This window comes from Sandarakinorhabdus limnophila DSM 17366, assembly GCF_000420765.1.
In the GTDB taxonomy this organism is placed as follows: Bacteria; Pseudomonadota; Alphaproteobacteria; order Sphingomonadales; family Sphingomonadaceae; genus Sandarakinorhabdus; species Sandarakinorhabdus limnophila.
Window position 1 is genome coordinate 291,692 of sequence record NZ_ATVO01000005.1, and the last position, 25,290, is coordinate 316,981.

22 protein-coding genes and 1 tRNA gene are annotated in these 25,290 nt (G+C 66.0%); 10 read left to right on the forward strand and 13 right to left on the reverse strand.

Annotated features, from left to right (window positions below):
• Nucleotides 1-30 precede the first annotated feature (30 nt).
• The 6 genes from trxA to G566_RS0106940 all read right to left on the reverse strand — a co-directional run bounded on the left by trxA (nt 31) and on the right by G566_RS0106940 (nt 8,917).
• Nucleotides 31-348, reverse strand: a complete 318-nt coding sequence (trxA, locus tag G566_RS0106915) for a thioredoxin (RefSeq protein ID WP_022679952.1) — start codon at nt 346-348, stop codon at nt 31-33.
• Nucleotides 349-370: 22 nt separating this feature from the next.
• Nucleotides 371-3,799, reverse strand: coding sequence for a double-strand break repair helicase AddA (gene addA, locus G566_RS13810; RefSeq protein WP_051135967.1), 3,429 nt, complete (start codon nt 3,797-3,799; stop codon nt 371-373).
• An 8-nt stretch (nt 3,800-3,807) separates the two neighbouring features.
• Nucleotides 3,808-6,810, reverse strand: a complete 3,003-nt coding sequence (gene addB / locus G566_RS0106925) for a double-strand break repair protein AddB (protein WP_029131366.1) — start codon at nt 6,808-6,810, stop codon at nt 3,808-3,810.
• A 177-nt stretch (nt 6,811-6,987) separates the two neighbouring features.
• On the reverse strand, nt 6,988-7,767 hold the full coding sequence (locus G566_RS13815; protein WP_022679955.1) for a MarR family winged helix-turn-helix transcriptional regulator: 780 nt from the start codon (nt 7,765-7,767) through the stop codon (nt 6,988-6,990).
• Between the two features lie 31 nt (nt 7,768-7,798).
• Entirely contained in the window at nt 7,799-8,377 is a 579-nt protein-coding gene (locus G566_RS0106935; protein ID WP_156874449.1) for a hypothetical protein, read from the reverse strand.
• 30 nt (nt 8,378-8,407) lie between these two features.
• On the reverse strand, nt 8,408-8,917 hold the full coding sequence (locus tag G566_RS0106940) for a hypothetical protein (protein ID WP_169522781.1): 510 nt from the start codon (nt 8,915-8,917) through the stop codon (nt 8,408-8,410).
• Between the two features lie 186 nt (nt 8,918-9,103).
• On the opposite strand from G566_RS0106940, the gene G566_RS0106945 reads away from it, so the two are divergent.
• The 4 genes from G566_RS0106945 (at nt 9,104) to G566_RS0106960 (ending at nt 11,203) form a co-directional block, all read left to right on the forward strand.
• Nucleotides 9,104-9,487, forward strand: coding sequence for a VOC family protein (locus tag G566_RS0106945; protein ID WP_022679958.1), 384 nt, complete (start codon nt 9,104-9,106; stop codon nt 9,485-9,487).
• Nucleotides 9,487-9,978: a GlcG/HbpS family heme-binding protein gene (locus G566_RS0106950; RefSeq protein WP_022679959.1), complete on the forward strand. Its 492-nt coding sequence runs from the start codon at nt 9,487-9,489 to the stop codon at nt 9,976-9,978. The genes G566_RS0106945 and G566_RS0106950 overlap by 1 nt, the downstream gene beginning before the upstream one ends.
• A gap of 123 nt (nt 9,979-10,101) precedes the next feature.
• Nucleotides 10,102-10,626: a translation initiation factor IF-3 gene (gene infC, locus G566_RS0106955; protein ID WP_022679960.1), complete on the forward strand. Its 525-nt coding sequence runs from the start codon at nt 10,102-10,104 to the stop codon at nt 10,624-10,626.
• Between the two features lie 85 nt (nt 10,627-10,711).
• On the forward strand, nt 10,712-11,203 hold the full coding sequence (locus tag G566_RS0106960) for a GAF domain-containing protein (RefSeq protein ID WP_022679961.1): 492 nt from the start codon (nt 10,712-10,714) through the stop codon (nt 11,201-11,203).
• 51 nt (nt 11,204-11,254) lie between these two features.
• On the opposite strand, the gene G566_RS14760 is transcribed toward G566_RS0106960, so the two are convergent.
• Both G566_RS14760 and G566_RS0106970 read right to left on the reverse strand, forming a co-directional pair.
• Nucleotides 11,255-12,790 carry a M56 family metallopeptidase gene (locus G566_RS14760; protein WP_022679962.1) on the reverse strand — a complete coding sequence of 512 codons (1,536 nt, stop codon included), beginning with the start codon at nt 12,788-12,790 and terminating at the stop codon, nt 11,255-11,257.
• A gap of 91 nt (nt 12,791-12,881) precedes the next feature.
• Complete coding sequence (locus tag G566_RS0106970; RefSeq protein ID WP_022679963.1) at nt 12,882-13,247, reverse strand: BlaI/MecI/CopY family transcriptional regulator; 366 nt, start codon at nt 13,245-13,247, stop codon at nt 12,882-12,884.
• 173 nt (nt 13,248-13,420) lie between these two features.
• On the opposite strand from G566_RS0106970, the gene G566_RS0106975 reads away from it, so the two are divergent.
• Nucleotides 13,421-13,494, forward strand: a tRNA-Gly gene (locus G566_RS0106975).
• Nucleotides 13,495-13,677: 183 nt separating this feature from the next.
• On the opposite strand, the gene scpA is transcribed toward G566_RS0106975, so the two are convergent.
• Entirely contained in the window at nt 13,678-15,816 is a 2,139-nt protein-coding gene (gene scpA, locus G566_RS0106980; RefSeq protein ID WP_022679964.1) for a methylmalonyl-CoA mutase, read from the reverse strand.
• A gap of 123 nt (nt 15,817-15,939) precedes the next feature.
• Here scpA and G566_RS0106985 point away from each other — a divergent pair, with 123 nt between their 5' ends.
• Nucleotides 15,940-16,140 carry a hypothetical protein gene (locus G566_RS0106985; protein WP_156874450.1) on the forward strand — a complete coding sequence of 67 codons (201 nt, stop codon included), beginning with the start codon at nt 15,940-15,942 and terminating at the stop codon, nt 16,138-16,140.
• 1 nt (nt 16,141) lies between these two features.
• Here G566_RS0106985 and G566_RS0106990 read toward each other — a convergent pair whose 3' ends face one another.
• Nucleotides 16,142-18,904 carry a [protein-PII] uridylyltransferase gene (locus tag G566_RS0106990; RefSeq protein ID WP_022679966.1) on the reverse strand — a complete coding sequence of 921 codons (2,763 nt, stop codon included), beginning with the start codon at nt 18,902-18,904 and terminating at the stop codon, nt 16,142-16,144.
• A gap of 42 nt (nt 18,905-18,946) precedes the next feature.
• Nucleotides 18,947-19,939 (reverse strand): N-acetyl-D-Glu racemase DgcA, encoded by a 993-nt coding sequence (gene dgcA / locus G566_RS0106995; RefSeq protein ID WP_022679967.1) that lies wholly within the window; start codon nt 19,937-19,939, stop codon nt 18,947-18,949.
• Nucleotides 19,940-20,015: 76 nt separating this feature from the next.
• Between dgcA and G566_RS0107000 the strand changes: the two genes are divergently transcribed.
• The 4 genes from G566_RS0107000 to G566_RS0107015 all read left to right on the forward strand — a co-directional run bounded on the left by G566_RS0107000 (nt 20,016) and on the right by G566_RS0107015 (nt 24,167).
• A complete protein-coding gene (locus G566_RS0107000) occupies nt 20,016-20,321 on the forward strand; it encodes a hypothetical protein (protein WP_022679968.1) in 306 nt (101 codons plus the stop codon).
• Nucleotides 20,322-20,439: 118 nt separating this feature from the next.
• Nucleotides 20,440-22,338, forward strand: coding sequence for a DUF3604 domain-containing protein (locus G566_RS0107005; protein WP_022679969.1), 1,899 nt, complete (start codon nt 20,440-20,442; stop codon nt 22,336-22,338).
• A 9-nt stretch (nt 22,339-22,347) separates the two neighbouring features.
• Nucleotides 22,348-23,184, forward strand: a complete 837-nt coding sequence (locus tag G566_RS0107010) for a peptidyl-prolyl cis-trans isomerase (RefSeq protein ID WP_022679970.1) — start codon at nt 22,348-22,350, stop codon at nt 23,182-23,184.
• The gene (locus tag G566_RS0107015; protein WP_022679971.1) at nt 23,181-24,167 is read left to right on the forward strand and encodes a HupE/UreJ family protein; all 987 of its coding nucleotides are present in this window, start codon (nt 23,181-23,183) and stop codon (nt 24,165-24,167) included. The genes G566_RS0107010 and G566_RS0107015 overlap by 4 nt, the downstream gene beginning before the upstream one ends.
• Here the strand turns inward: G566_RS0107015 and madM are convergent.
• Both madM and madL read right to left on the reverse strand, forming a co-directional pair.
• Nucleotides 24,164-24,922: a malonate transporter subunit MadM gene (madM, locus tag G566_RS0107020; RefSeq protein ID WP_029131370.1), complete on the reverse strand. Its 759-nt coding sequence runs from the start codon at nt 24,920-24,922 to the stop codon at nt 24,164-24,166. The genes G566_RS0107015 and madM overlap by 4 nt on opposite strands.
• Nucleotides 24,922-25,281, reverse strand: a complete 360-nt coding sequence (madL, locus tag G566_RS0107025; RefSeq protein ID WP_022679973.1) for a malonate transporter subunit MadL — start codon at nt 25,279-25,281, stop codon at nt 24,922-24,924. Before madL ends, madM begins: the two co-directional genes overlap by 1 nt.
• Nucleotides 25,282-25,290 lie beyond the last annotated feature (9 nt).

Genomic DNA, 25,290 nt, shown 5'->3' on the forward strand with positions numbered 1-25,290 from the left:
CCAGCGCGCCCGTCAACCCCAGCGCTGGCCTCAAGCCAGCGCGCCCGTCAACCACGCCTTCAGTTCGCCCTTGGGCCGCGCGCCGACCATAGTGGCCGCCGCCTTGCCGTCCTTGAACAGGATCATGGTCGGGATCGACATCACACCATAACGGCCCGGCGCATCCGGGTTCTCGTCGATGTTGACCTTGACGATCTCCACCCCGTCCAGCTCGTTGTTCAGTTCTTCCAGCGCCGGGGCGATCATACGACACGGGCCGCACCATTCAGCCCAGAAATCGACCAGCACCGGCTTGTCGGCACTGATCACATCGGCATGGAAGCTGGCATCGGTCACGGCTTTGGTCATAGGAAGGCTCCGCAAATAAGATTCACGACGGATAGATAGGCGCTGGCCCCGCCGGCTGCAATGCGGCTGATGGCTGCCATGCGCTGAGCACATCGGCGGACACCTCGATCAGGCGCGGCCCGGCGGTGTAGAGCAGCCCGGCGCGCACCGTGCGGCCCGGAAACACACGGGCCAGTGCAGCGGCATAGGCGCCCATTTGCGCCAGGTGCGATGGCGGCACCATGTCAAGCCCAGCCGGCACGCGGCTGCCGGTCTTGAAATCGACGGCCAGCACTTCGGTCTCGCTCACCAGCAGCCGATCGATGCTGCCGGCGATCACCGCCTCGCCCACCACGGCCGCCACCGGCGCTTCGGTGAGCGCACCAGCCGCGAACACCGCTGCAAAGGCCGGATCGTCGAGCACGGCCAGCACCGTCGCCACAAGTTCCTCAGCCTCCAGATCAGGCACGTTCAGCAAGCACCATTGCAGCGCCACGTTGCGCCGCACGTCGGCCGCCAGCCCCGGCAGCGTTTCGAACAACCGGTGCAGCGCCGTGCCGCGCCGAGCGGCGGCCTTGCGGCCGGCATCCGGCGGCGGATCGGCCACCGTGTCTGGCCCCAGACTCGATGGCACCAGCGGGCGCGGCGGGCGGGCTTCGGTGGGGGCCTGCCGCTGCCACCAGCGATCCGTGGTCAGCAGCGTCGCATCGGGTTTCATCTCAACATCGCGCAGTACCGTCGCCGGGCCAGAGCGGAACTGCCGCACCGGTTGCGGCCAATGCGGATCGTCCACCGCCTCCAGATCGGTGAGCGCCTCATCGACAAGGCTGTACCAACTTTCCGGGTGCACATCCCATAACTTACCGGGCTTGGTGGCGCCGCAAATGCACAACACTTCCTCGGCACGGGTGAGCGCCACGTAGAGCAGCCGCCGATGTTCGCGCGCGGCTCTGGCGACCCGTTCATTCTGCGCGTCGGTGAGGAAAGCCGGCGGCGCCACCAGTCCGGGCGGCAGCCACAGCGGCAGTTCCGCGTCATTGTTCAGCGCCAGCACCAGCGCACCCTTTTCCGTCGGCGGCACATGGCAGGCATCAGCCATGATCACGATCGGCGCCTGCAAGCCCTTGGCGCCGTGCACCGTCATCAGCCGCACGGCGTCGATGGCGGCTTCGGGATCGCGCTTCACCTCCAGATCCTCGGCGGCCATCCAGGCGATGAATGCCTGCAAGCTGGCCGCGCCCGCGGCTTCACAGGCCAACGCCTGATCAAGCACGGTGTCGATGGCATCGCGGGCTTCCTCGCCCAGCCGCGCCAGCAGCTTGCGGCGGCCGGCCAGCGGGCCAGACAGGATGGTTTCGAGGAAGCGATAGGGCGAAACATCGGCTGCCAGCCGCAGCACCTCGGCCAGCACGGCGCGCGGGGCGGCCATGGCGGGATCCTCGCTGGCCAGCACGGCCGCCCACAAGCTGCCCGGACGCACGGCGGCCAGCCCGGTGAGCTGATCATGATCAAGGCCGCAGAAGGGCGAGACCAGCAGCGCCGCCAACGTGAGATCATCATCGGGCTGGCAGGCGAATTGCACCAGCGCCAGCAGATCGGCCACGGCCAGCGGTTCGGCCAGATTGAGGCGGTCGGCACCGGCCACCGGCACGCCGGCTTCGTGCAGCGCCGTCACCAGCGCGTTCATCAGCCCGCTGCGCTTGCGCACCAGCACCAATATATCCTGCGCCGCCGCCCGCCGGCCACTGGCGGGCAGGATGAGCGCGGTATCCGGCGCCAGCCAGCCGGCGATGGTGGCGGCGATCCGGCGCGCCATATCGATGTCCTGCGCCAGCGGCGGGGCGTCATCGTCCTCCACCTCGTCCTCATCCTCGCTGCCGGCGTCGGGCAGCAATGGCGGCCACAGCATCACCAGCCCGGCACCGGACTTGTGGGCGACATGCGGCTCCACCCCCTGCGGGTCGAAGAGCTGCGGGCCGACATGGTCGATCACCCGGTCCACCACATCCAATATCGCCGGCACCGATCGGAAATTCACCGTGAGCGGCAGTTCCTTCCAGCGTTCCGGTTCCGCCTCGCACAACCCGACGAAATCATCCTTCATGTCGGCATAGATCTGCGGATCGGCGCCTTGGAAGCCGAAGATCGACTGTTTGAAATCGCCGACCACGAACAGGCTGCGAAACTGGTCTCGCTGGCCGCGCCCGGCGAAATATTCCTCCACCAGCGCGCGGATCACCTGCCATTGCAACAGGTTGGTATCCTGCGCCTCATCAACCAGCACATGATCGATGCGGCTGTCGAGCTTGAAGCGCACCCAGTCCGCCGCGCCGGGTTCGCCGAGCAGGCGCGCGGCGGCGGCGATCATGTCGTCATAATCGATCACCCCGGCCCGGTGCTTGGCCGCCCGCCAATCCTGCGCCAGCCGCACTGCGACGCGCAGGTGGCGGCCGGCAAAATCCAATATCTGCCAGCGTTCCAGATCAGCGCGGATGCCTAGCAACTGCGTCTGCAGATCGGCACAGAAAGGCCGCCATTCAGGATTTTCGTCATCGAGAGCCTTGGGCACCAGCGTCGTCAGCGCGAGCGGCTCATTCTTGGTGGAATGGAACATCCGCCACAGATCAGGCCACAGCTTCGCCTTGTCGCTGGCGGCCTGAAAACCGGCGAGTGCTCCGGCAAGCTTCTGGGCGTTGACCCCTTTTTGCCGGCCCAGCGCCTGCGCGAACTGCTGCAATTTCAGCAGCGGCAGCGCCACGATCCCCGTCGCCAGCGTTGCCGCCTGGCTGTCATCATCGGCCAGCCCCAACGCCCGGCGCAGCAGCGGCTCCACGCCTTCAATGCGAAGTTTGGCCAGCGCCTCGCCGTGGCGGGAGAGCGCCGTCATGATCGCGTGTAACCGGGCTTCGCCACCATCGATGGCGATTTCCGCCACATCGGCCAGAAAGCCGGGATTGCGCGTGTCGGTGAGTGCGTCGGTCAGCACGCGGCGGCGCAGCAGCGCAGCGGCACGGTCATCCAGCGTCTGAAACCCTGGCGTGATGCCGGCTTCCACCGGGAAGCTGGCGATCAGCCCTTGCGCGAAACTGTGAATGGTCTGGATGGCCAGACCGGCTGGCGCCTCCTGCACGGCGGCAAACAGCCCGCGCGCGGTGGCAAATGTTTCCGCATCGGTGGGCGCACCGATGGCGGCAAGATCGCTGGCCAGCCCGGCCTCATCACAGCCGGCCCAACGCGCCAGCCGCGCCATCACCCGGTCCTGCATTTCAGCGGCAGCCAGCTTGGTGAAGGTCAGGCACAAGATCGCATGCGGCCGCGCCCCGGCCAGCAACAGGCGCAGCACACGCGCAGAGAGCACCTGCGTCTTGCCGGTGCCAGCCGATGCCGCGACCCAAGCATGGACCTCAGGATCGGCAGCGGCGGCCTGCGCCGGCTTCAGCGGTTCCAGCGGCTTCGTGCGTCCCCGGCTCATGGCACCACTCACGATTGGCGCTCCCGCCGGTTGATCCATTCGGCGACGCGAGCAAGATGATCAAAATCACCCCAGGCCCATTGCGGCTGCAGCTTGGCCGGGAACGGCGTTTGCGCCAGCAGATATTGCGCCACCAATTGCTCGGCCCGGATCAGCGCCCGGGTCACATGATCGGGCACATCGGCGCCCTTGCCCAACGGATTGCTGCGCTTGCCTTTTTCCCGCCGACTGCCGTTCAGCTGCCAATACTCGATGGCACCAGCATTGCCGCCCGGCACCGGCTTGTCACCATGGCGCAAGCCGCCAGCTACCGCGATCCCCAGCCCCAGCGCCAATTGGTTGGCCGCCAGCGCCTTGACCCGCGTGCCCGATGGCGGTGTGCCGGTCTTGTAATCAATCACGCGCAGATTGCCGTCGGCATGGCGGTCCAATCGGTCGATGCGCCCGCTCAGCATCACCCCGCCGGTCAACTCCAACTCGCCCTTCACTTCGGCCAGCATCTGCGCCCAGCCGGCGTCTTCCTCGTTCAATATCTCTTGGCCCGCCCAACCCAGCGCCCGCTGGATGCGCGGCACCCAAGCGGCGGCCAGCAGCGGGAAATGCGAAGTGGCGCTGCTCAGCACTTCGGCGGTGATCTGCTGCAGCTGCGGCAGGCTGCCGTGACGGGCGGCGACCCACTTGTCGAGCACCTCGTGGGCAAGATTGCCGCGCATCATCGCGGTGGGATCCTGATCGAGCGGATCAAGCTTGCGCAGTTTCAAGATATGCTTGGCGTGGAAGGCGAAGGGATCTGCGATCAGCGTGTCGATCTCGGTGATGCTGATGCGGCGGGGGCGAAGGGACAGCGCCGGGTTGGGCCGCGGCTGCGGTGCCGGCCGTGGCCCGCCGCTGGCACCATCCAATGCGCGGGCAATCAGGATCAGATCGTCCCGGCGCGGCAGCACATCGGCACCAGCGCGTTCAAACTGCGCCACCAGTCTCAGCCACAGGCGTGATGCCACTTGTGGCCCGCCGGCATCGCGGCGCGCCCGGGTGATCAGCACGCGCTTGGCGCTGGCGGCGCGCAGGAAATCCTGCGCGGCAAGGCCCTGCGCCCGCGCCGTGCCGGGCAGGCCAAGCGCGCGGCGGATGGCCGGCGCCAGCCACGGATCGGGCGAGGGGCGGCCGGGCCAGGTGGCTTCATTGAGGCCGGCCAGCACCAGCGTGTCGGCGCGGGTCAACTGCGCTTCGACTGGGCCCAATATGGCGAGGCGCGGATGCCCCTGCCCCGGCACCCGCACACTGCAGCCGGCCATCAGCGTGGCCAGCAGCGCCGGGGCTTCATCGGGGCGCAAGCTGCCGAACAGCGCGCCATGCAGTTCGATTTCGGCCACCAATGCTGCGAGTTGCCGCCCGTCAGGCCCGGCCCAGGCGCCATCACCGGCCAGTGCACCCAGCGCATCGCGCAACGCCTGCATCAGATCGGGCAGGGTGATGGCAGTGCGTTGGCGCAGGCCATCCAGCGGCTCCAGCGCCGGGGCCAGATCGTGCCACCAGTCCATCAACCGGGCGGCAAGGCGATCTGTGCGCCCATCCCGTTCGTGCAGCCAGCGATCAAGGCCGGCGCCGGCACCATCGAGACCGGGCGCTGGCCGCACACCGCGCAGGGCAATATCGGCCAGCCGCACACCGGCGCTGAACACCACGTCATCGGGCCGCACCAGCCCATGTTTCAGCACGGCGAGCAGCCGCGCCGGGGCAAATTCCTCGGCCATCGCCTCCACCAGCGCCAGCGCCAGCGCGCCCGGCGGCGTGAGCAGCAACGGCTGGCCGGCGGAGGAATCGATGGCAATGCCCCAGCGCCGGCAATGGGCGGCAACGCGCCGGGCGAGCAGCGGATCGGGCGTGATCAGCGCGGCGCGCTCCCCCGGCTGCTCCAGCGCCTCACGCAGCGCCAGCGCCACCACCTGGGCTTCCTCGGCCGCGGTGGCGCATTCGGCCAGCGCCAGGCCTTCGATGGCGGCGGGCGGCGGTGGCGGCGGGGCCGTCGCGGCAGCCGCCGGGGCCAGCGCCGCCAGCAATGCCGCCGCGCGTTCGGGCGGGCCATCCAGTTTGCCGCCGTGTGCGGGCCAAGGTTGAACGTCCGCACGCTCCAACCCAAGCGCGGCCAACAGTTTCTTCAGCGCCCATTGCGGGTGGCCCGGATCATCGCGGCCGCCCTCGGCGCTGCTGATCGGGATCGCCTCCCACCGCGCAATGCCGGCATCGGACAGGTCGTCATCAAGGCCGGGCAGCACCACCAGGCCCTGCGGCAGGTGCAGCACCGCACCCAGCAGCCGCACCAGCGCCGGGGTGGGATTGGCCAGGCCAGCCGCCACCACCAAGCCAGTGGGCGGCGCCACCCGCCAGCGTGCGATGGTGGCATCGATCAGCGCCGCGAGACGCGTTGCGCCTTCAGTGCCGCCATGGCCGGTGCGCGCTTCAGGCCAGACGGCGATGATCAGTTCAAGCAAGGCCAGCGTCTTCTGCCAATGGTCCGCCAGATCCTGGCCGTCGGCGGCAGCGCGCAGGGCTTCGGGTTCGATTTCCTCGGCCAGCAGCGCATCCAGCACTTCACCCAGCGCATCGCCCAGTCGCAGCCGCTCCACCGCCGAACGGTCGCTGCCCGGAAGGCCGCCCGCCAGCCGCGCCAGCTCCAGCCGGCGCAGCAGCGGCGCCACGGCGGGCAGCAGCACATCCGCGCCCGCCGCCAGCCGATCGAAACCGCCGTCATCCAGATCCCCCACCGGCACCATGCGCGGCAGCAGCAGGCCGCCACCGGATTCGGCACCGGATTTGGCATTGGGTAATTGCCGCACAAAGGCTTCAGTGAGCGCCGTCACCGCACGGCGGTTGGGCAGCAGCACCAGGGCCCGCGCCAGCGCCAGCGGATCACCAGCCGTGCGCGCCAGCAACCCGGCCGCCAGCGCATCGGCAAAGGCGACGTGCAACGCGATGTTGAATATCGGTGGGCGCAGAGGCAGGCTGGTCACGTCGTCCAGCATAGGGCCAGTTGCAGCGCCTGCCAGCCCCTGATTGGGGATATCGCCATCAGCGCGGCTCTGGTGCAGCGATGTTCCCGACGCCTTGTGGCTGGGGAGAAGACGGCGGGTGCGTGGGCCACCCGCCGCCGCCCCGCCCAGTTGGGAAAAATGGGGGAGAGCTTCAGATCAGGCGGCCGCGCTGCGCTGATAGCGGGCGCGGACTCGATCCCCGGTGCGCAGCGCATCGGCCGCCAGCGCCAGCATCCTCTGATAGGATTCGGGCGAAATGCCCAGAAAACTGCGGCGGCCATCGCGCTGGCACGGCCGCCGCACGATCAGGCCTTCCTTGGTCATGCCATTGATCCAGCGCAGCGCCGTGGTGCTCGGCACATCGGCGGCGATGCACAGGCTGGTGACCGAGGTTTCGCGGCGCCAATAATGCGCCACCGCCAGATCGAGCAAGATGTCCCACGCCGGTTTACCCAGCGACAGGCCGGGCAGATGCCGGACGCGCAAGCGACGGATGCGGAACTGGCCTTCCAGAAAGGCGATGCAATCGGCTTCGGCGACATCAGCGCTGCTGGCTGGCGGCTGGCCCACCAGTTTGTCGGCCAGCGCCGCCAGGCCCTGGGCCATATCGGCGACCTGGCGGGCAATGGCGGCGGACGGTTCACCGCTGCCGGCCAGCGCCTGCAGGGCTGCCAGATCCAGATTGGGGAAATCGGCATGCGGCCGTTCCATGCCCGACGATGCAGAGCCGGGCGAATCCCGGTCAACCACACGCCCGTTCGGCAATGCCGGTTCGGGCGATTTCTGTTCAGCCCCGTCCGGCACGGCTTGGGCCTTTTCCAGCTCCGTCGCGGCACCTCGTGAAGATAAGGTTCCGGCGGTCGGGCGACCGGCACCAAACAAGCCGGAATCGCCGAAGTCGCGCGAAAAACCCGTGTCGTATCCGACGTCTATCATCGAAACTACGCCCCCATAGCCTGCGAACAAACTATGGTTCGCAGACCAAGGTCTCTAACATTTGCTCCACTCTGGTGACGCACAGGGGCTGGTCCATTATGGACAAACCGGCTTGGGAAATGAGTTCATTAAGGTTTAATTCTGGCGACCACGCCGCAATTGGCCCGCGTTCGCCGGGACTGGCGGGCAACATGGCCAGGCACAGGCGCGCCGGCGGACACACGGCCAGACCGGATGGGAAGCTCTCCACCTGCCAGCCAAGGATTTCGGCCAGCATCGTCACCGGTTCGGCCAGCCCCGGCGGCAATCCGAACAGCACCAGCCGGCGCGGTGGCTGCGGGTCTCGGTGTCGGGCTGGGTGCTGGTCCGGCACCGCCCACTCCCCCACAGACGGCACGGCGCCAAAGCCGTCCGGCTGAGCCCAGCCCGGCCATTCGGCGCTTCCCACCTGATCGAAACTGAAGATCCGCTGCGCAACAGTCACTGGCCACCACTCCTTCCGCCCGGCGCTGAAGCGCCACAGCGGCGATAACGGCGGGTGAATGATCAGCTTGCACTTGCAGCGGCAAAGTGCGCGAAAAATGGTTACCACTGCCAAACCCGGCGCCACTGGCGTTAGGGGCCAGGCAGCGCGCCACTGTCATCCGGCAAAGGCCAGCAATTCCTCCAGCGGCGGTAGCGAAACTGGCAGCACCAGGCGATCCAGCCCCAAGCGCGCCAATTGATCTGCCAGGGCGATGTCATCGGCGTCGACCCGGATCACATTGTCAGTCTGGCGCAGCACCAGCCTGGGCGAGCCCGCGGGCCGATCGGCACCGGGGTCCCGGCCCGGATCGCACTGTGCCCAACCGCCTTGCAAAAACATGCTATTGTTCGAACTACCTTTGGCCGATCCGCCTTTCACCAACACCACTTCGCCCCCGTCCGCTGTCGTCCAAGGCACCGTATCGCGTGCACCAAAGGCATCCGGAAAGCCGCCAACCCAGCTGCGCATCCGGCCGGTTCCGTCAGGAGGCTCAACCGCCCACCCCAGGATCGCCGCCAGCAATCCGATTTTCTCAGCCTCGTCCGACTGCACCCCCATCAAGCGGATGGAACGATTTGAGCATGCGTCGGCCCTCTCCGACGACGCCGGCGATAATATCTCCACAATTGTTCCCCAACTCAGACCCTCGCACCGATGTGGTTAACCGCTTGGTAACGGACGGCAAGATGCAACTCGGTCCATTCTGGTTCTGATCGCCGGTTAACCGTGGAGAGGCACACGCCATCTCGACAGAGTGCCGGCAATTTGCTTCCCTGTCTGTCCACACACACACCACGGGGGGAAATGCCCATGTTCAGCCACATCATGGTCGGCGCCAACGACACAGCCGCATCCAAGGCCTTTTACGACGCCACCTTCGCCGCCATGGGCATCGGCCCCGGCCACGCCGACGACAAGGGCCGGGTGTTCTGGATGACGCCCACCGGCATCTTTGCCATCACCCCGCCGATCGACGGCAACCCGGCCTGCAATGGCAACGGCAGCACCATCGGCTTTGCCATGGCCGGCCCGGAAATGGCCGATGCCTGGCATGCCGCCGGCGTCGCCAATGGCGGCACCACCTGCGAAGATCCGCCCGGCGTGCGCCAGGGCGGCATGGGCGCGCTTTACCTCGCCTATCTGCGTGATCCGGCCGGCAACAAATTGTGCGCCCTGTATCGGATGCCCGCCTGATGCGCGGCCTTTCCCTTCTGGGCGCGGCGCTGCTGCTGGCCGCCCCGGCCGCGGCGCAGCTGGTGAAGGACAAGCCGGTGCTGACGCTCGACGGCGCCCGCATCGTCACCGATGCCGCCCAGGCCGAGGCCGACAAGCGCGGGCTGAAAGTGACCATCGTGGTTGTCGATCCGGCCGGAATTCTGATTGCGCTGCGCCGGATGGATGATGCGTCGATCGCCGGGCCGGACATCGCCACCGGCAAGGCGCAGACGGCGGCGCGTTTTGGCAACCCCACCGCGCTGTTCGAACAGCGGCTGCAGAAGGAAGGCCAACTGCGCTACCTCACCTTCCCGGTGGGTGTGGTCGCGTCCGAAGGCGGTGTGCCCATCAAGCGGGACGGCAAGACCGTGGGCGCGGTCGGCGTTTCAGGCGCCACCAGCCAGGAAGACGGCCTGATCGCGGCGGCCGGCATCGCGGCGCTGGAGGCCGCGCTCGCCCCGAAGAAATAACTCGTCTTTTTGGCTGAATCCGGCCGGTTCACCTGCGCCCTCTTGCCGCTGGTGGGCCGGCCGCGCTATTGAGGCGCGTAACACTGCACAGGAGAGACTGCCATACCATCCCCCCCACGCCGCATGATGAACACGCCCGCGCCGATGACCGGCCCGCGTTATGATGAATTCATCACTGTTCCCAAGGTCCGTGTCATCGATCAGGACGGGGAAAATCTGGGTGTTCTTTACACCCGTGAAGCCATTGCGATCGCACAGGAAGCCGGGCTGAATCTGGTGGAAGTCTCCCCTGGCGCCGATCCGCCGGTGTGCAAGATTCTCGATATCGGCAAGTTCAAATATGAAAGCCAGAAAAAGGCTGCCGCAGCTCGCAAGAACCAGAAGACGCAGGAGATCAAGGAGATCAAGATGCGTCCCAATATCGACGAGCATGATTATCAGACCAAGATGAAAGCCATCAATCGCTTCCTGGAAGACGGCGACAAGGTGAAGCTCACCCTGCGCTTCCGCGGCCGTGAGCTTTCGCATGGCGAGCTTGGCCTGAAGTTGCTGGAGCGCGTACGCGACGAAACCGCAGAACTGGCCAAGGTGGAGCAGTTGCCCCGCCTGGAAGGCCGCCAGATGCTGATGGTGATCGCACCGAAGTAATTCGGGCTTCATCCACGACAATGAACGCCGCCGGCTCACCCCGGCGGCGTTTGCGTTTCCGGGGCTGCGGCGCTAACGCCCGGCCATGTCATTCTTTGCCCCCGCCCTCGAAGGCACAAAGCCCGAACGCTATGTGCAGCTGAACCAGGAGTTGGCCGCGTTGATCGGCGACGAGCGTGATTTCGTCGCCAACATGGCCAATATGGCGGCGCTGCTCTTCCACCAGCTGCCCGATCTCAATTGGGCCGGTTTCTACCTGATGCGCGAAGGCGAACTGGTGCTCGGCCCGTTTCAGGGCAAGCCGGCCTGCATCCGCATCCCGCTCGGCCGCGGCGTGTGCGGCACGGCAGCGGCGACCCGCGAAACCCAACTGGTGCCCGATGTGCACGCCTTCCCCGGCCATATCGCCTGCGATGCCGACAGCCGCTCCGAAATCGTCGTGCCGCTGATCCGTGATGGCATGATCATCGGCGTGCTCGATCTCGACAGCCCGAAACCCGGCCGCTTCGATGAAGACGACCGGGCCGGGCTGGAATCCGCAGCGGGGCTCTTGCTGGGGGCCAGCCTGATGCTCTGAACCTGTGCCGCCCGGCCTGAAAGGGGCCAGAACTGGGCAGCACGGATCAGATCATTTCTCGACCTTCACGATCACTTCGGTGCGTTGGTTGGCCATCGCCGCATCGATGCCCTTCAGCGCAGCGGCGCGCTGTTCGGCAGACAGATCGCGGGATTTCTCGATGGCGGCACGGGCCGAGGCCATGGCCTCGCGCACCTTCTTCTGCATTTCCATGCCGCAGGTGGCAAGCTGCGCCATGTCGGCATCGGCGGGCAGCTTCACACCCTCGCTTTCGCAACGGGCGCGCATGCGGGTCTTCACCTCGGCCATGCGGGATTCGACGTCCTTGCCAGCCAGCGCGGCGTGCTTGCCGGCCATTTCGGCGATTTCCTGGTGGCGGATCATCACCATCTTCTTGCCTTCGGCGGTTTCCATCACCTTGACCATCTCGCCCGGGCCGCCGCCGTGCATCATCATCACGTGCGGGCCGTCGCCGCTGGTCTCGTCCGACACCACCTTGCCATCCTTCATGATGATCTTGCGGACGATCTTCTCGCCTGGCTTGCCTTGCGCGCCGTCGATCTTGTGGGTGAACACCATCACCTTGGGGGCAGCCGGAGCACTGGGCGCAGCCGGAGCACTGGGCGCAGCCGGCGGCGACACCGGGGCGGGCGGCGACACAGCGGCCGGCGGTGACACCGGCGCGGGCGGCGAGACGGGTGCGGGCGGTGCTGGTGGGGCCGCTAGTGCGGGCTGGGCACCCGACGCGGTGGCGATCAGGCCGCCGGCAGCGAGGCCGGTGACGGCGAGCAGGCCAAACAGGCGGCCAAAGCGGCCCAGCTTGCGATCCTTCATCATGGAAAACCGTTCCTTCAACTGGCTCTTGTGGTTCATGGCACAAGCGGCGACTGGGGTGGCGACGCACGCAGATTTCAACACGGCCCGGCCATAGGTGGCGCGGGTGTCACCATCGCTGCCGGCCAGCACGCTGGCATCGCAGGCGAGTTCCTGATCGGCGCGGAAGGCGCGCCAGGCGGCATGGGCAATCGGGTTCCACCAATGCGCCGCCAGCACCACCAGCCCGGCCAGATTGGCGGCAAGATCCAACCGATCATGGTGGGCTCCTTCGTGCAGCAGCGCCATGCGGCGCTCGGCTGGCGAGTAGCGGGTGAGGAAATCGGCCGGCAGCAGGATGCGGCGCTGGATGATGCCGGCCGCCATCGGGCCGGGCACATGGGCAGAGACGATCACGTCCACGCCGCCCTGACGGGTGAGCAGGTCGCCGTCGCGCACCGCCTGGCCCACAAAGCGCACATGCCGCGCCCATTGGATGGCGAGAAAGGCAATCGCGCCCAGCGCCCAGACCCCAAGCAGCAGCACAGGCCAATCCGGCAGCAGGCTCACGTCTGGTCCCATTTGCAGCGTGACCGGCGGCAGCGGCTGGGTGTAAAGTTTGGCGTCGGCCGGCGGCATCAGGGCAAGCGCCATGTCGCCATCGGGTTTGGCCTGCGCCACTGGCACATAAAGCGGCTGCCAGCCCGGAATCGCCGGCAGCACCATGCGCAGCGCCGGCAGTGCCCACAGCCATAGGCCATATGGGCGCCCCACAGTCGGGCCACCGGTTTGCGCACGATCAGCACCAACAACATCAGCAGCGTGGCGCCAATAAGCGCCTCCACCAGCCAGGCAGGATCAGGCATCATTGCTTCAACTCCCGGATCAGGGCTTCCAGTTCGGCAATATCGGCAGGAGAAAGCTCGCCGCGTTCGGCCAAATGGGCGACCAGCGGCGCCGGGCGGCCACCGAACAGGCGATCAACCAGCCGGCGGGATTCGCCGGCGGCAATGGCGGCGCGATCAACGGCGGGTGCGTACAGATAGCGGCGGCCATCTTCCGTGGTGGTCAGCGCGCCCTTGGCGGCGAGGCGGGAAAGCAACGTCTTCACCGTCGTCAGGCCCCAGCCAGTGGGTTGCAGCCGGGCCGCCACATCCTGCGCAGTGAGCGGATGCTGTGTCCACAACACCTCCATCACCTGCCATTCGGCTTCGCTGATACGCTCTGACATGATCGGCACCCGAGTCGTTTACATCTGTAATCGATGTATCGACTACGTATGTAGTCGTCAAGCGCTGTTGCGCGGGGGTGGGACACTCCTGCGCCTCGCCGGCTTGCTGGTCGATGAATGGCCTGATTGCTTGACGAACCGGGCATGACGGTGGCAAGCGGACGCCGGCTTCTGCGGGTATGATGTAATGGTAGCCTGCCAGCTTCCCAAGCTGAACGCGCGGGTTCGATTCCCGCTACCCGCTCCATCGCTGCCGGGCGCGTGAATAGCGCAGCCACTCACCGACTCCGACAAGATCGGCCGGCGACCAAAAAAGGCGGCCCTCAGGCCGCCTTTTTCGTGTGTCGTCCGACGGCGTGGCTCCGCCACGCTCTTCCTTCTTGCTTCCTGCCTTCAAGGCAGACTCGGCGGCTCCGCCGCCGGCTGCCCCTTACTCCGCCGCTTCCCCCAATGGCGGCAGATTATGCCCCAGCAGCCGGAGCAACTCAGCCGCCGCCTCGACAATATTCGTCCCCGGCCCAAAGATCGCCACCGTGCCCACCGATTTCAGGAAGTCATAATCCTGCGCCGGGATCACCCCGCCGGCGATCACCTTGATGTCCGATCGGCCAGCCTGCTTCAGTTCATCGATCAACGCCGGCACCAGAGTCTTGTGCCCCGCTGCCAGCGACGACGACGCCACCAGATCCACGTCGAGCTGCAACGCCAGGTCGCGGGCCTCTTCCGGCGTCTGGAACAAGGGGCCGACGGTGGCATCAAAGCCCAGATCGGCCAGCGCCGTGCCGACCACTTTGGCGCCGCGGTCATGCCCGTCCTGGCCCATCTTCACGATCAGCACCCGCGGTTTGCGCCCCGTCCGGCGCTCGAACGCCTCCACGCCTTCGGCCACGCGCACATAGGCGGGATCGGCCTTGTAGGCATCGGCATAAACGCCCTTCACCATCTTCACGACGGCGGCATGGCGGCCGAACACATCTTCCATCGCGGCGCTGATTTCGCCCAGCGTGCAGCGGGCGCGGGCGCATTCGATGGCCAGCGCCAGCAGATTTTCGCTGCCGCGTGCACCTTCGCGCAGCGCATCCAGCGCGGCCTGCGCCCGATCGGAATCGCGCGCCGCCTTCACGGCTTCGATCCGCGTGATCTGGCTGGCGCGCACCGCCACATTGTCCACGTCCAGCACCGGCACCTCGTCCACGCTGCCGGGCTTGTACTTGTTGACGCCCACGATCACGGTCTCGCCCATGTCGATGCCGGCCTGCTTGGCAGCGGCTGCGGCTTCGATGTTGAGCTTGGGCAGGCCGCTGGCGACCGCCTTGGTCATGCCGCCGAGCGATTCCACTTCATCGATGATGGCCTGCGCACCATCCACCAGCTGCTTGGTAAGCGCCTCCACATAGTAGCTGCCGCCCAGCGGATCGACGACCTTGGTGATGCCGGTTTCTTCCTGCAGCACGATCTGGGTGTTGCGGGCGATGCGGGCGGAAAAATCGGTGGGCAGCGCAATGGCTTCATCCAGCGCGTTGGTGTGCAGCGATTGCGTGCCGCCCAGCGCAGCGGCCAGCGCCTCCACCGTGGTGCGGATGACGTTGTTGTACGGGTCCTGCTCCTGCAGCGACACGCCCGACGTTTGGCAATGGGTGCGCAGCATCAGGCTGCGCGGGTCCTTGGCGCCAAAGTTGGTCATGATGCGCGCCCACAAGGTGCGGGCAGCGCGCAGCTTGGCCACTTCCATGAAAAAGTTCATGCCGATGGCGAAGAAGAAGCTCAGCCGCCCGGCAAATTCATCGACATCCAGGCCCTGGGCCTGGGCGGCGCGGACATATTCCATGCCATCGGCCAGCGTGTAGGACAGTTCCTGCAGCGCCGTCGCCCCGGCTTCGTGCATGTGATAGCCGGAGATTGAAATGCTGTTGAATTTCGGCATGTTGCGCGCGGTGTGGCTGATGATGTCGGCCACGATCCGCATCGAAGGTTCGGGCGGATAGATATAGGTGTTGCGGACCATGAACTCCTTCAGGATGTCGTTCTGGATGGTGCCATCCAGTTTGGCCTGAGGGACGCCGGCTTCCTCGGCCGCCACAATGAAGAAGGCGAGGCACGGGATCACCGCGCCGTTCATCGTCATCGAAACCGACATCTGATCGAGCGGGATGCCGTCGAACAGGATCTTCATGTCCTCCACGCTGTCGATGGCCACGCCGGCCTTGCCGACGTCGCCTGACACGCGCGGGTGATCCGAATCATAGCCCCGGTGGGTGGCCAGATCGAACGCGACCGAAAGCCCCTTCTGCCCGGCCGCCAGGTTGCGGCGATAGAAGGCGTTGGATTCTTCCGCCGTCGAGAAGCCAGCGTACTGCCTGACGGTCCACGGCCGACCCGCATACATGGAGGCGCGCACGCCGCGCGTGTACGGCGCAAAGCCCGGCAGGCCGGGCTCCCAACCTTGGGTATCTTCGGCGGTATAGAGCGGCTTGACGGTGAAGCCTTCAGGGGTGTGCCAGTCCAGCGACTGCCCCTTCACTTCCTTGGCGGCCATCGCGGCCCAATCGTTCACGGTTGGCTTGGTCATGTCACTCTCCGTCTTGCCATCCGCTTAAGCAAGGCGCAGCGCGGCTGGCAAGCTGGAGGAACTGCGATGTGGTCGCAGGGGGCCGATCGGGAACCAATCCGCTGCTGCGGCGTTGATTTCTTCATGGCCATTGAACCCACGACACAAGCAGACCCGCCCGAAATCATCTCCACCGTGAAGGCGCGCGGTGGCGTGACCGGCAACAAGGTGCGTTATGTGTTGGCGATTTCGCTGTTGCTGGTGGTTGCCGGCATGGTGGCTGTCCATCTCGGTGTGCCCGGCGGCCTGATGGACGGAGCCACCAGCGCACCAGGGAAGAACTGACTCACTCCGCCGCTTCGGCCAGCATTTCCACCTTGGAGCTGGCGGTCGCGGCAATGGCCAACAGGCGCTTTTCGATGGCTTTCAGGCGCACTGGATTGTCGATCTTGGCGCCGGTGAGATCGGTCACGTAGAAGGTGTCAGTGGCCTTTTCGCCGTAGGTGGCGATGTGGGCGCTGTGGATAGTCAGCTTCTGCTGGAACAGCCCATTGGTCAGCGCATAAAGCAAAGCCGGGCGGTCAGAGGCGTTGACCTCGATCACCGTGTAACGATTGCTGGCCTTGTTATCGATCAGCACGCGCGGTTCCACCCGGAACAGTTCGGCCTTGCGGCGGGCCAGTGGCCGGGCGGCGAGCTTGTCGGCGAGACGGATGCGGCCTGACAACACATCCTCGATGCTGCGCCGCAGCCGCGCCAGTTGCGCCGGTTCAACGAACGGCCGGCCCAGCGGATCGAGCACGACGAAATTGTCGATCGCCATGCCATCGCGGGTGGTGTGGATGCGGGCATCGAAAATGTTGCCGCCGGCCAGGGAAATGGCGCCGGCGATGCGGTAGAACAGGCCGGGGTGATCGGTGGCATAGATGGCGACCAACGTGGTGCCACGCGCCGGATCGGGCGTGCAGGCAATCGCCAGGGGGGCATCGCCGGCACCTTCAACCAGCGCGGCGTTGGCGGTGAGCACGTCTGACGCTTCGGCCACCCAATAGCTGTCGGCAAAGCGGCGGGCATAGGTGGCAAAGCGCTGTTCGGGCCAGCCCAGCGCATCGCGCAGGCCGGCCTGTTTGGCGGCGATGCGTGTCGCGCGCCCTGTCTGCTTGTGGCCCAACCGCAGCACTTCTTCGGCCGAATCATACAGTTCGCGCAGCAATTGCGCTTTCCAGCCGTTCCACACGCCGGGGCCGACGGCGCGGATATCGACCACGGTCAGGATCAGCAGCAGGCGCAGCCGTTCCGGGCTGGCAACGGCTTCAGCAAAATCCAGGATGGTCTTGAAATCGGAAAGGTCACGCTTGAAGGCGGTGCGGCTCATCAGCAGGTGATGTTCCACCAGCCAGGCCACGGTTTCGGTCTCTTCTTTGCTCAGCCCCAGCCGCGGGCACAGGCGCCGCGCGATATCGGCGCCCAACAGGCTGTGATCGCCGCCGCGCCCCTTAGCGATATCGTGCAGCAGCACCGCAACATGCAGAACGCGCCGGTTGATCAGCTGGTGGATGATGGCGCTCGACAGGCTGTGATCGGATTTCAGCTCACCGCGCTCGATCCGGGCAAGCAGGCCGATGGCGCGGATCGTGTGTTCGTCCACCGTGTAATGGTGGTACATGTCGTACTGCATCTGCGCGACGACACGGCCGAAATCCGGAACAAAGCGCCCGAAGACACCGGCCTCGTTCATCCACCTGAGCACGGTTTCCGGATCACGCGGCGAAATGAGCACCTCAAGGAACAGCGCATTGGCGGTCTTGTCGCGCCGCACGCGTTCGTCGATCAGCTGCGCATCGCGCGCGGCGGCGCGCATGGCGAGCGGATGGATGGCCAGCCCCTGACTGTCGGCCAGCGCGAAGATCTCCAGCAGGTGCACCGGATCAGCCTTGAAGAATTCATCATTGGGCACGCCGATCTGGCCGCGCCGCAGGGTGAAGCCCTTCAGCCGGGCCGGCCGGCGGGTGAGCGTGGGCAACCAGGCGAGGCGGGCGGTCGATTCATCGAGGTGGGCGAGGAACAGGCCCGTCAGGTCGCCCACCGATTTCACCATCAGGAAATAATGGCGCATGAACCGCTCCACCGCGCTCATGCTGTCACGATTGGCATAGGCCAGGCGGGCGGCAAGCTCGCGCTGCACGTCGAAGGTGAGGCGTTCCTCGGCGCGGCCGGTGATGTGGTGCAGCATGATGCGCACCGACCACAGGAAGCTTTCGGCGCGGCGGAACTGGCGCAATTCGTCCGCGGTGAGCAGGCCCTTGTCTACCAGTTCGGCAACGCTGTGCACCTGGTGCAGATATTTGCCGATCCAGAACAGGGCGTGCAGATCGCGCAGGCCGCCCTTGCCTTCCTTCAGATTGGGTTCGACGACATAGCGGCTGTCGCCCATGCGCTGGTGACGGGCTTCGCGCTCGGCCAGCTTTTCGGCCACGAAGGCGCGGGCGGTGCCGGCCACCACTTCCTTGCGGAACCGGGCATTGGCTTCGTCGAACAGCGGCTGATCACCCCAGACGAAGCGGGCTTCCAGAAAGGCGGTGCGCACCGTCATGTCGGAACGAGCGATGCGGATCACGTCGTCCAGGCTGCGGGTGGCGTTGCCCACCTTCAAGCCCAGATCCCACAGCAGATAGAGCAGAGTTTCGATGACCTGTTCGCCCCACGGCGTCTGCTTCCACGGCGTGATGAACACGATGTCCACATCGGAAAACGGCGCCATCTGGCCGCGGCCGTAACCACCCACCGCCGCCAGCGCCAGCCGTTCGGATTGGGTGGGATTGGCCAGCGGATATAGGCTGGCCACCACCGTATCGCAGGCAAGGCGCAGCAGCTGATCGGTCAGGAAGCTTTGGGCGGTGGCCATTTCCAGGCCGCGGCCGGGGTGCGCTTCCAGCCGTTCGGCAATCTCGGTACGGCCAGCGAGCAGCGCCCCGCGCAGCGTATCTGCGAGCAGACGGCGGCGATCGGCAAAACTCTCGCAGCGGGCCAGCCCGCTGGCCAAGCCATCGGCCAAGGCGCGGCGATCGATGATCGCGCGGCGATTGTGGATGGCATCAACCCTCAACATTGCAGTGCAGCATAGGCCCTGCGCGGTGCAAAGGCCATGGCCTCATCCCCACAACGCTGCGTCCGGCGGATAGACGTCGCTGCCCTCGAAGCGCAGGCCGTGCGGGCGGTCCTCAATCAACAATGGTCCATCCAAATCGGCGTAGCTGCCCTGCATGGCGACCATGAACGCTGGCGCAATGGCAAGGCTTGTGCACAGCATGCACCCCGTCATCACGCCCAGCCCGCGCGTGGCGGCAGCATGGCGCAGGGCCAGAGCCTCGGTGAGGCCGCCGGCTTTATCGAGCTTGATATTGATGAAGCGATAGCGGCCGATGATGGCATCAAGACTGTCGCGGTCATGGCAGCTTTCATCGGCGGCCAGCGGCACGGCGCAGTTCAGCCCCTCCAGTTCGGCGTCACGGCCGGCAGGCACCGGCTGTTCGACCAGCTCCACGCCAAGCGGTGCCAACTGGCGCAGCGTGCGTTCGATATCGGTGCCGCCCCAGGCTTCATTGGCATCGACGATCAACCGGGCATCAGGCGCGGCGCGGCGCACGGCGGCCATACGCTCCACGTCCGCCTGCGGGCCGCCGTCGCCGCCCAGCTTGACCTTCAACAATTCGCGGCCCCGCACCGCGCTTGCTGCTGCCGCCATCGCCGCCGGATCGCCCAAACTGATGGTGTAGGCGGTGAGCATCGGCTGCGGCACCGGCAGGCCGAGCGTTTGCCAGACGCGGCGGCCGGACTGTTTGGCTTCCAGATCCCACAGCGCACAATCAAGCGCGTTGCGCGCCGCACCGGCGGGCAGCAGCGCCAGCAAATTGGCACGGCCGGCACCCGCCGCCACCGCGCCGGCACAGCCCGTCAGCGCGGCCAGTGCCAGTTCCGCCGAATCGCCCTTGTAATAGATGGCGGTGCCCTCGCCGCGGCCAGTGTGCGGGCCATCGCTGACCTCTGCCACGACGACATCGACATGGGTTTTGGCTCCGCGCGAAATGGTAAAGCTGCCTTGCACAGGAAAGCGTTCGATGCGGGCGGCGAGCGAGCGGGCCATTTGCACCGCACTGCCCCAAGCTGCCCCCGCCTGCAACAGGCTTTGCGTCAAGAGCAAAGCAGGGCATGCTTCCGCAATGAGCGATGAGGAATCAGTCGAACTAGACGCGGTTGCCACCGTGTCGCGCATCACCGCCCTGGAAATGCTGGTGCGCCAGATCATGATCGTGCAGCTTCGCATCCTCGACAAGATGGGCGAGATCAAACTTGATCCCGATTATATGCAGACCATCCACAAGGCCTATGCCGAAAAGGTCGATGAAAGCCCGATCATCCAAAGCGCCAGCCCAGACGTGAACTATGAATTCAAGATGATGGTGTTGCACAATCTGGAGCGCTTCTTCGACGATATCGAACGCCACGTGAAGGACAATCCGGCCTGAAGCCAAGAGCTTGGGCCGCTGCGTGAAACGACAGGACCCGTGTCATAAGCATTGACGGTCCCAGCAGGCGTGGCATCGTGAATGCGAAGGCCGGACGCGGCCAAAAGGGGAGAAACTGATGCGGCGCACGATAATGGAGGCGGCCTTGCTGCTGGGCAGCAGCGCGATGCTGACAAGCTGCGATGGGCCCAAGCCTACCGCCAAGAGCGACGCCGCGGTGAAGGAAAGCGAATTTCCGGATCGGCCGTTGTGGGGTGACACCCACCTTCACACCGCCAACTCGGTCGATGCCTTCGGCTTTGGCGTGCGGTTGGGCCCAGAAGAGGCGTTGCGCTTTGCCCGCGGTGAGGAAGTGACGGCCACGACCGGCATGAAGGCCAAGCTGTCACGCCCACTGGATTTTCTGGTGGTGACCGATCATGCTGAGGCGTTGGGCGGTACCAAGGCAATTGCCGATGCGCCGCGCCTGCTGATCCGCGATGCCACCATGCGGCGTTGGCACGACATGATGAACGAAGGCCCGGCTGGATCGCAGCGCGCCATGGCCGAAATATTGGATGCGCGCGGCCGCAATGCCATTCCCGAAGCCATGCTCAACGCCGATGGCGCCGCCAAACGCACAAAAGAAGTGTGGAACGGCAATGTGGATGCGGTGGAGCGCTACAACGAACCCGGCAAATTCACCGCCTTCCATGGCTTTGAATATACGTTGATGCAGGGTGGCAATAATCTGCACCGCAACATCATCTTCCGCGACGGCGAAGACAAGGTGCGTACGGTGGTACCGATCGATCCCACCTACAAGGCGACGCCGGACGAGATCTGGAACTACATGGACGCCTATGAGAAATCGACTGGCGGCCGGGTGCTGGCGATTCCACACAACAGCAATCTTTCCAACGGCCTGATGTTCGAGCTGACCCAGCCCGGCGGCGGCCCGATGACGGCAGCCTATGCCAAGCGCCGCGCCCGCCTGGAGCCGGTGGTGGAAATCACCCAGATCAAGGGCGACAGCGAAGCCCACCCCTTCCTGTCGCCCAACGATGAATTTTCCGGTTATGGCGTGGCCGGTTGGGAGATGAACAATCTCCTCTCTAACCAGCCCAAGGTGCCGTCCATGTATGCCGGCGAATATGTGCGCGAGGCACTGAAGCGCGGCCTGGCCCTGGAAGCGCAGACGGGGGTGAACCCCTACAAGTTCGGCCTGATCGGATCGACCGACAGCCACACCGCCCTTGCCACCGCCGATGAAGACCAATTCTTCGGCAAGCACAGCGGCACCGAACCGAGCGCGGCCCGGACAATGGCGCCGCAGAACCTGGGCACCCGCAAGGGTCGTTTCGGTTGGCATTATCTCGCCAGTGGCTATGCCGCTGTGTGGGCCAAGGCCAACACCCGCGCTGCCATCTTCGATGCGATGACGCGGCGCGAAGTCTATGCCAGCACCGGCCCGCGCATGACGGTGCGGGTTTTTGGCGGCTGGGATTTCACCGCCGATGATCTGAAGGGCGATTGGGTGCGTGCCGGCTATGTCCGTGGCGTGCCAATGGGCGGAGAGCTGAAGCCGAGCAAAGGTGGCGCGCCGCGCCTGTTGATCTCGGCCCTGAAAGACCCGGAAGGCGCCAACCTCGATCGCGTGCAGGTGGTGAAGGGCTGGATCGACAAGGCCGGCAAGACGCACGAGCAAGTGTTCGACGTGGCGTGGAGCGGTGACCGCAAGCCGGTTGCCGGCAAGCTGCCTTCGGTGGGAGATACGGTCGATGTCGCCACCGCCACCTACAAGAACAATATCGGCGCCGCCGCGCTCACGACAGTCTGGACCGATCCCGCCTTCGATCCCGCGATCAGCAGCTTCTATTATCTGCGTGTGCTGGAAATCCCGACACCCAGCTGGCCCGCATTTGATGCGGTGCGGTACAAGCTGAAGCTGCCGCCGGAAGTCCGCATGAAGAGCCAGGAACGTGCCTATACCTCGCCAATCTGGTACACGCCCAATCAGAATTTGGGCAAGAACTGAGGCGCAAGCATGACGGCATGGCGAACCCGCGCAGCGGCACTGCTGCGCGAGCCTCTGGTGCATTTCCTGGTGCTGGGCGCCCTGGTGTTCGTCGCCATGGCAGGGCGGGCGCCCGATCTGGGCGAGCGTCGCATCATCGTTGATGAGCCGGTGGTGGCTGGCCTCGTCAACCATCATGTCCGCGCTTTCCGGCGCCCGCCCACAGCTGAAGAACTGGACGGGCTGATCCGCGATCATGTCCGCGGCGAGGTCTATTACCGCGAGGCGCTGCGCCTGGGCCTCGATACCGACGACGAGGTGGTGAAAAAGCGGCTGCGCAACAAGATGCTGGCCATTGCCGGCGCCGAAGCCGAAGCCTCGCAGCCCAGCGATGCCGAACTGCAGGCGCTGCTCGATGCCGATCCAGCCCGTTATGCCGCGCCGCCACGTTATAGGCTGGAGCAGATCTATCTCGGCCCTGATGCCCCAGCGCTGCGGGCCGCAGCTGCCGCCGAAATAGGGCGCATACCCAAGGGCGCGCGACCCGGCATCATGACGCAGCCGCTGCCCCTGCCCGGCCGCTTTGACGATGCCAGCCAGACCGATCTGGCCGAACAACTGGGCGATGATTTCGCCACCGCCCTCGCCCGGCTGCCGGTAGGCACTTGGATGGGGCCAGTGGTTTCCGGCTTTGGCCTGCACCTGGTGCGCATCGATCAGCGGGTGCAGCCGCCGCCGCCGCGCCTGGCCGATGTGCGCCAGCGGCTGGAAAATGATTGGCGCAGCAGTGCCATCCGCAAGGCGCAGGACGCGCACCTGCAGCAATTGCTGGACAGTTACGACGTGGAGATCAGGCGCACGTCATGATCGGCCTGTTGCTTCGCGCATTGGCGCTGCTGGCGCTGCTGGCCGGTGCCCTGCCAGCCCGGGCCGATGAACTGCGGCCTGGCTATCTGGAACTGACGCAGCGCAGCGCCGGCGATTGGAAGATCGTGTGGAAGGCCCCGGTGCTTGGCGGGCTGGCCGCCAGCGCCACGCCGCAATTGCCGCCGTTCTGCCGAGTAAAAATGGGCGAAGCGCGGCTTTCGGTTGGCGCCCTCGTGGCAACCGGGCGCGCCGATTGTGCCCGCCCGCTCGATGGGGCAAGTGTTGGCCTCGCCGGGCTGGAACCGGGCTTTACCGACACGCTGCTGCGCATTGCACCATTGGGTCGGCCGGTGCAGACCGAGCGGCTGCTGCCCGGCCGCGCCACCGCGACGGTTGCTGCCGTGCCCGACGCCCTGCAGGTGGCGCGCACCTATTTCGTGATCGGTGTCGGTCATATCGTCGGCGGTTTCGATCATCTACTGTTCGTGGTCGCCTTGGTGCTGCTGTTGCAACGCGGCTGGCCGGTGGTGGCGGCCGCCACCGCCTTCACCATCGCCCATTCGATCACCTTGGCCGGCACCACGCTGAGCCTGTTCGGTTTGCCGCAGGCGCCAGTGGAGGCGGTGATCGCGCTTTCCATCATCTTCCTGGCCGTCGAAATCGTGAAGGCGCAGCCGGGACGCCCCCGCCTGTCGGAACGGTTGCCCTGGCTGGTTGCCTTCCTGTTCGGCCTGCTGCACGGCTTCGGCTTTGCTGGCGCCTTGCGCGAGATTGGCCTGCCCGAGACCGATCTGCCGATGGCACTGTTTACCTTCAACCTGGGGGTGGAGGCTGGCCAGATGCTGATCATTTCCGCCACACTGGCCGTCATCGCCGGGCTGCGTCGCCTCACACCAGCCGCGCTGCACCCTGGAGTGCTCGCCAGCGCCTATGCCATCGGCAGCATCGCGAGCTTCTGGTTCATCGAACGCATCTGGGCCTAAAGGACGGCCCTGATCACCAGATAGATCAGCGACGGCCCCAGCAGGCAGCCCAGCCCGGTGTAGAAGGTGGATGTCATCGCGCCGTACGGCACCAGCTTGGGATCAGTGGCAGCCAGCCCGCCGGTCACACCGCTGGTGGTGCCCATCAGCCCGCCATAGACCATTGCGCTGGCGGGATTATCAAGGCCGATGCGCCGCGCCACCAGCGGCGTTGCCACCATCACCAGCACCGCCTTCACCAGCCCAGCCGCGATGCTGAGCGAGATGATCCGCGACGACACGCCCAGCGACGCGCCCGTCACCGGCCCAACGATATAGGTCGCCGCGCCCGCGCCGATGGTGGTGATCTCGGCCGGATCGGTGAGGCCGAACGCCAGCGCCACCACCGCCCCCACAGCAAACGACAAGATCACGCCTATGGGCACGGAGAGCGCGCCAACCAGGCCGGCCTTGCGCAGATCTTCCATCCGTACGCCGAACGCGGTGGCGACGATGGCGAAATCGCGGAACATGTTGCCGCCCAGCACGCCGATCCCGGCCAGCAGCGGATAATCCGCCACGCCATTCTTACCACCGGTATCGGCCCCCGCCCAGAAGGCGAGCAGCAGCCCCAGCGCAATGGCGATGGCCGATCCATGCACCTTTCCGCGCGCGACATGACGGGACAGGAAATAGGCCAGCACCATGATGACGCCAACGAAGACGAATGCCACCAGCAGGCCGTTGTCGCCGGCGAATTTGAATATGCGCTCCATCACGGCCGCTGCGCCCAACGGCTGAGCACCGGCACCAGCGCGAACGCAGCCAGCACCGCCAACACGCCTGCCACTGCCGCCATCACCCCGCCCGAAACGGCCGCAAACACATTCTGTTTGGCTGCCATGGCAACAATGATCGGGATATACATCAGGCTCCAGAACTGCACGCCGTTGCCCGTTGGAGTTTCCGGCCCCAACCGTCGCCCCGGCAGATTGGTGAGCGCAATCAGCAGCAACATGGCGACACCCACGCCGCCAACATTCGCCTCCAGGCCCAGCGCCGCGCCGAGCAGATCACCGACAAACAACCCGGCAAGCGTGCAGGCGGCCAGCAGGGCCACACCCAAAATCGGCATGTCGCTTTC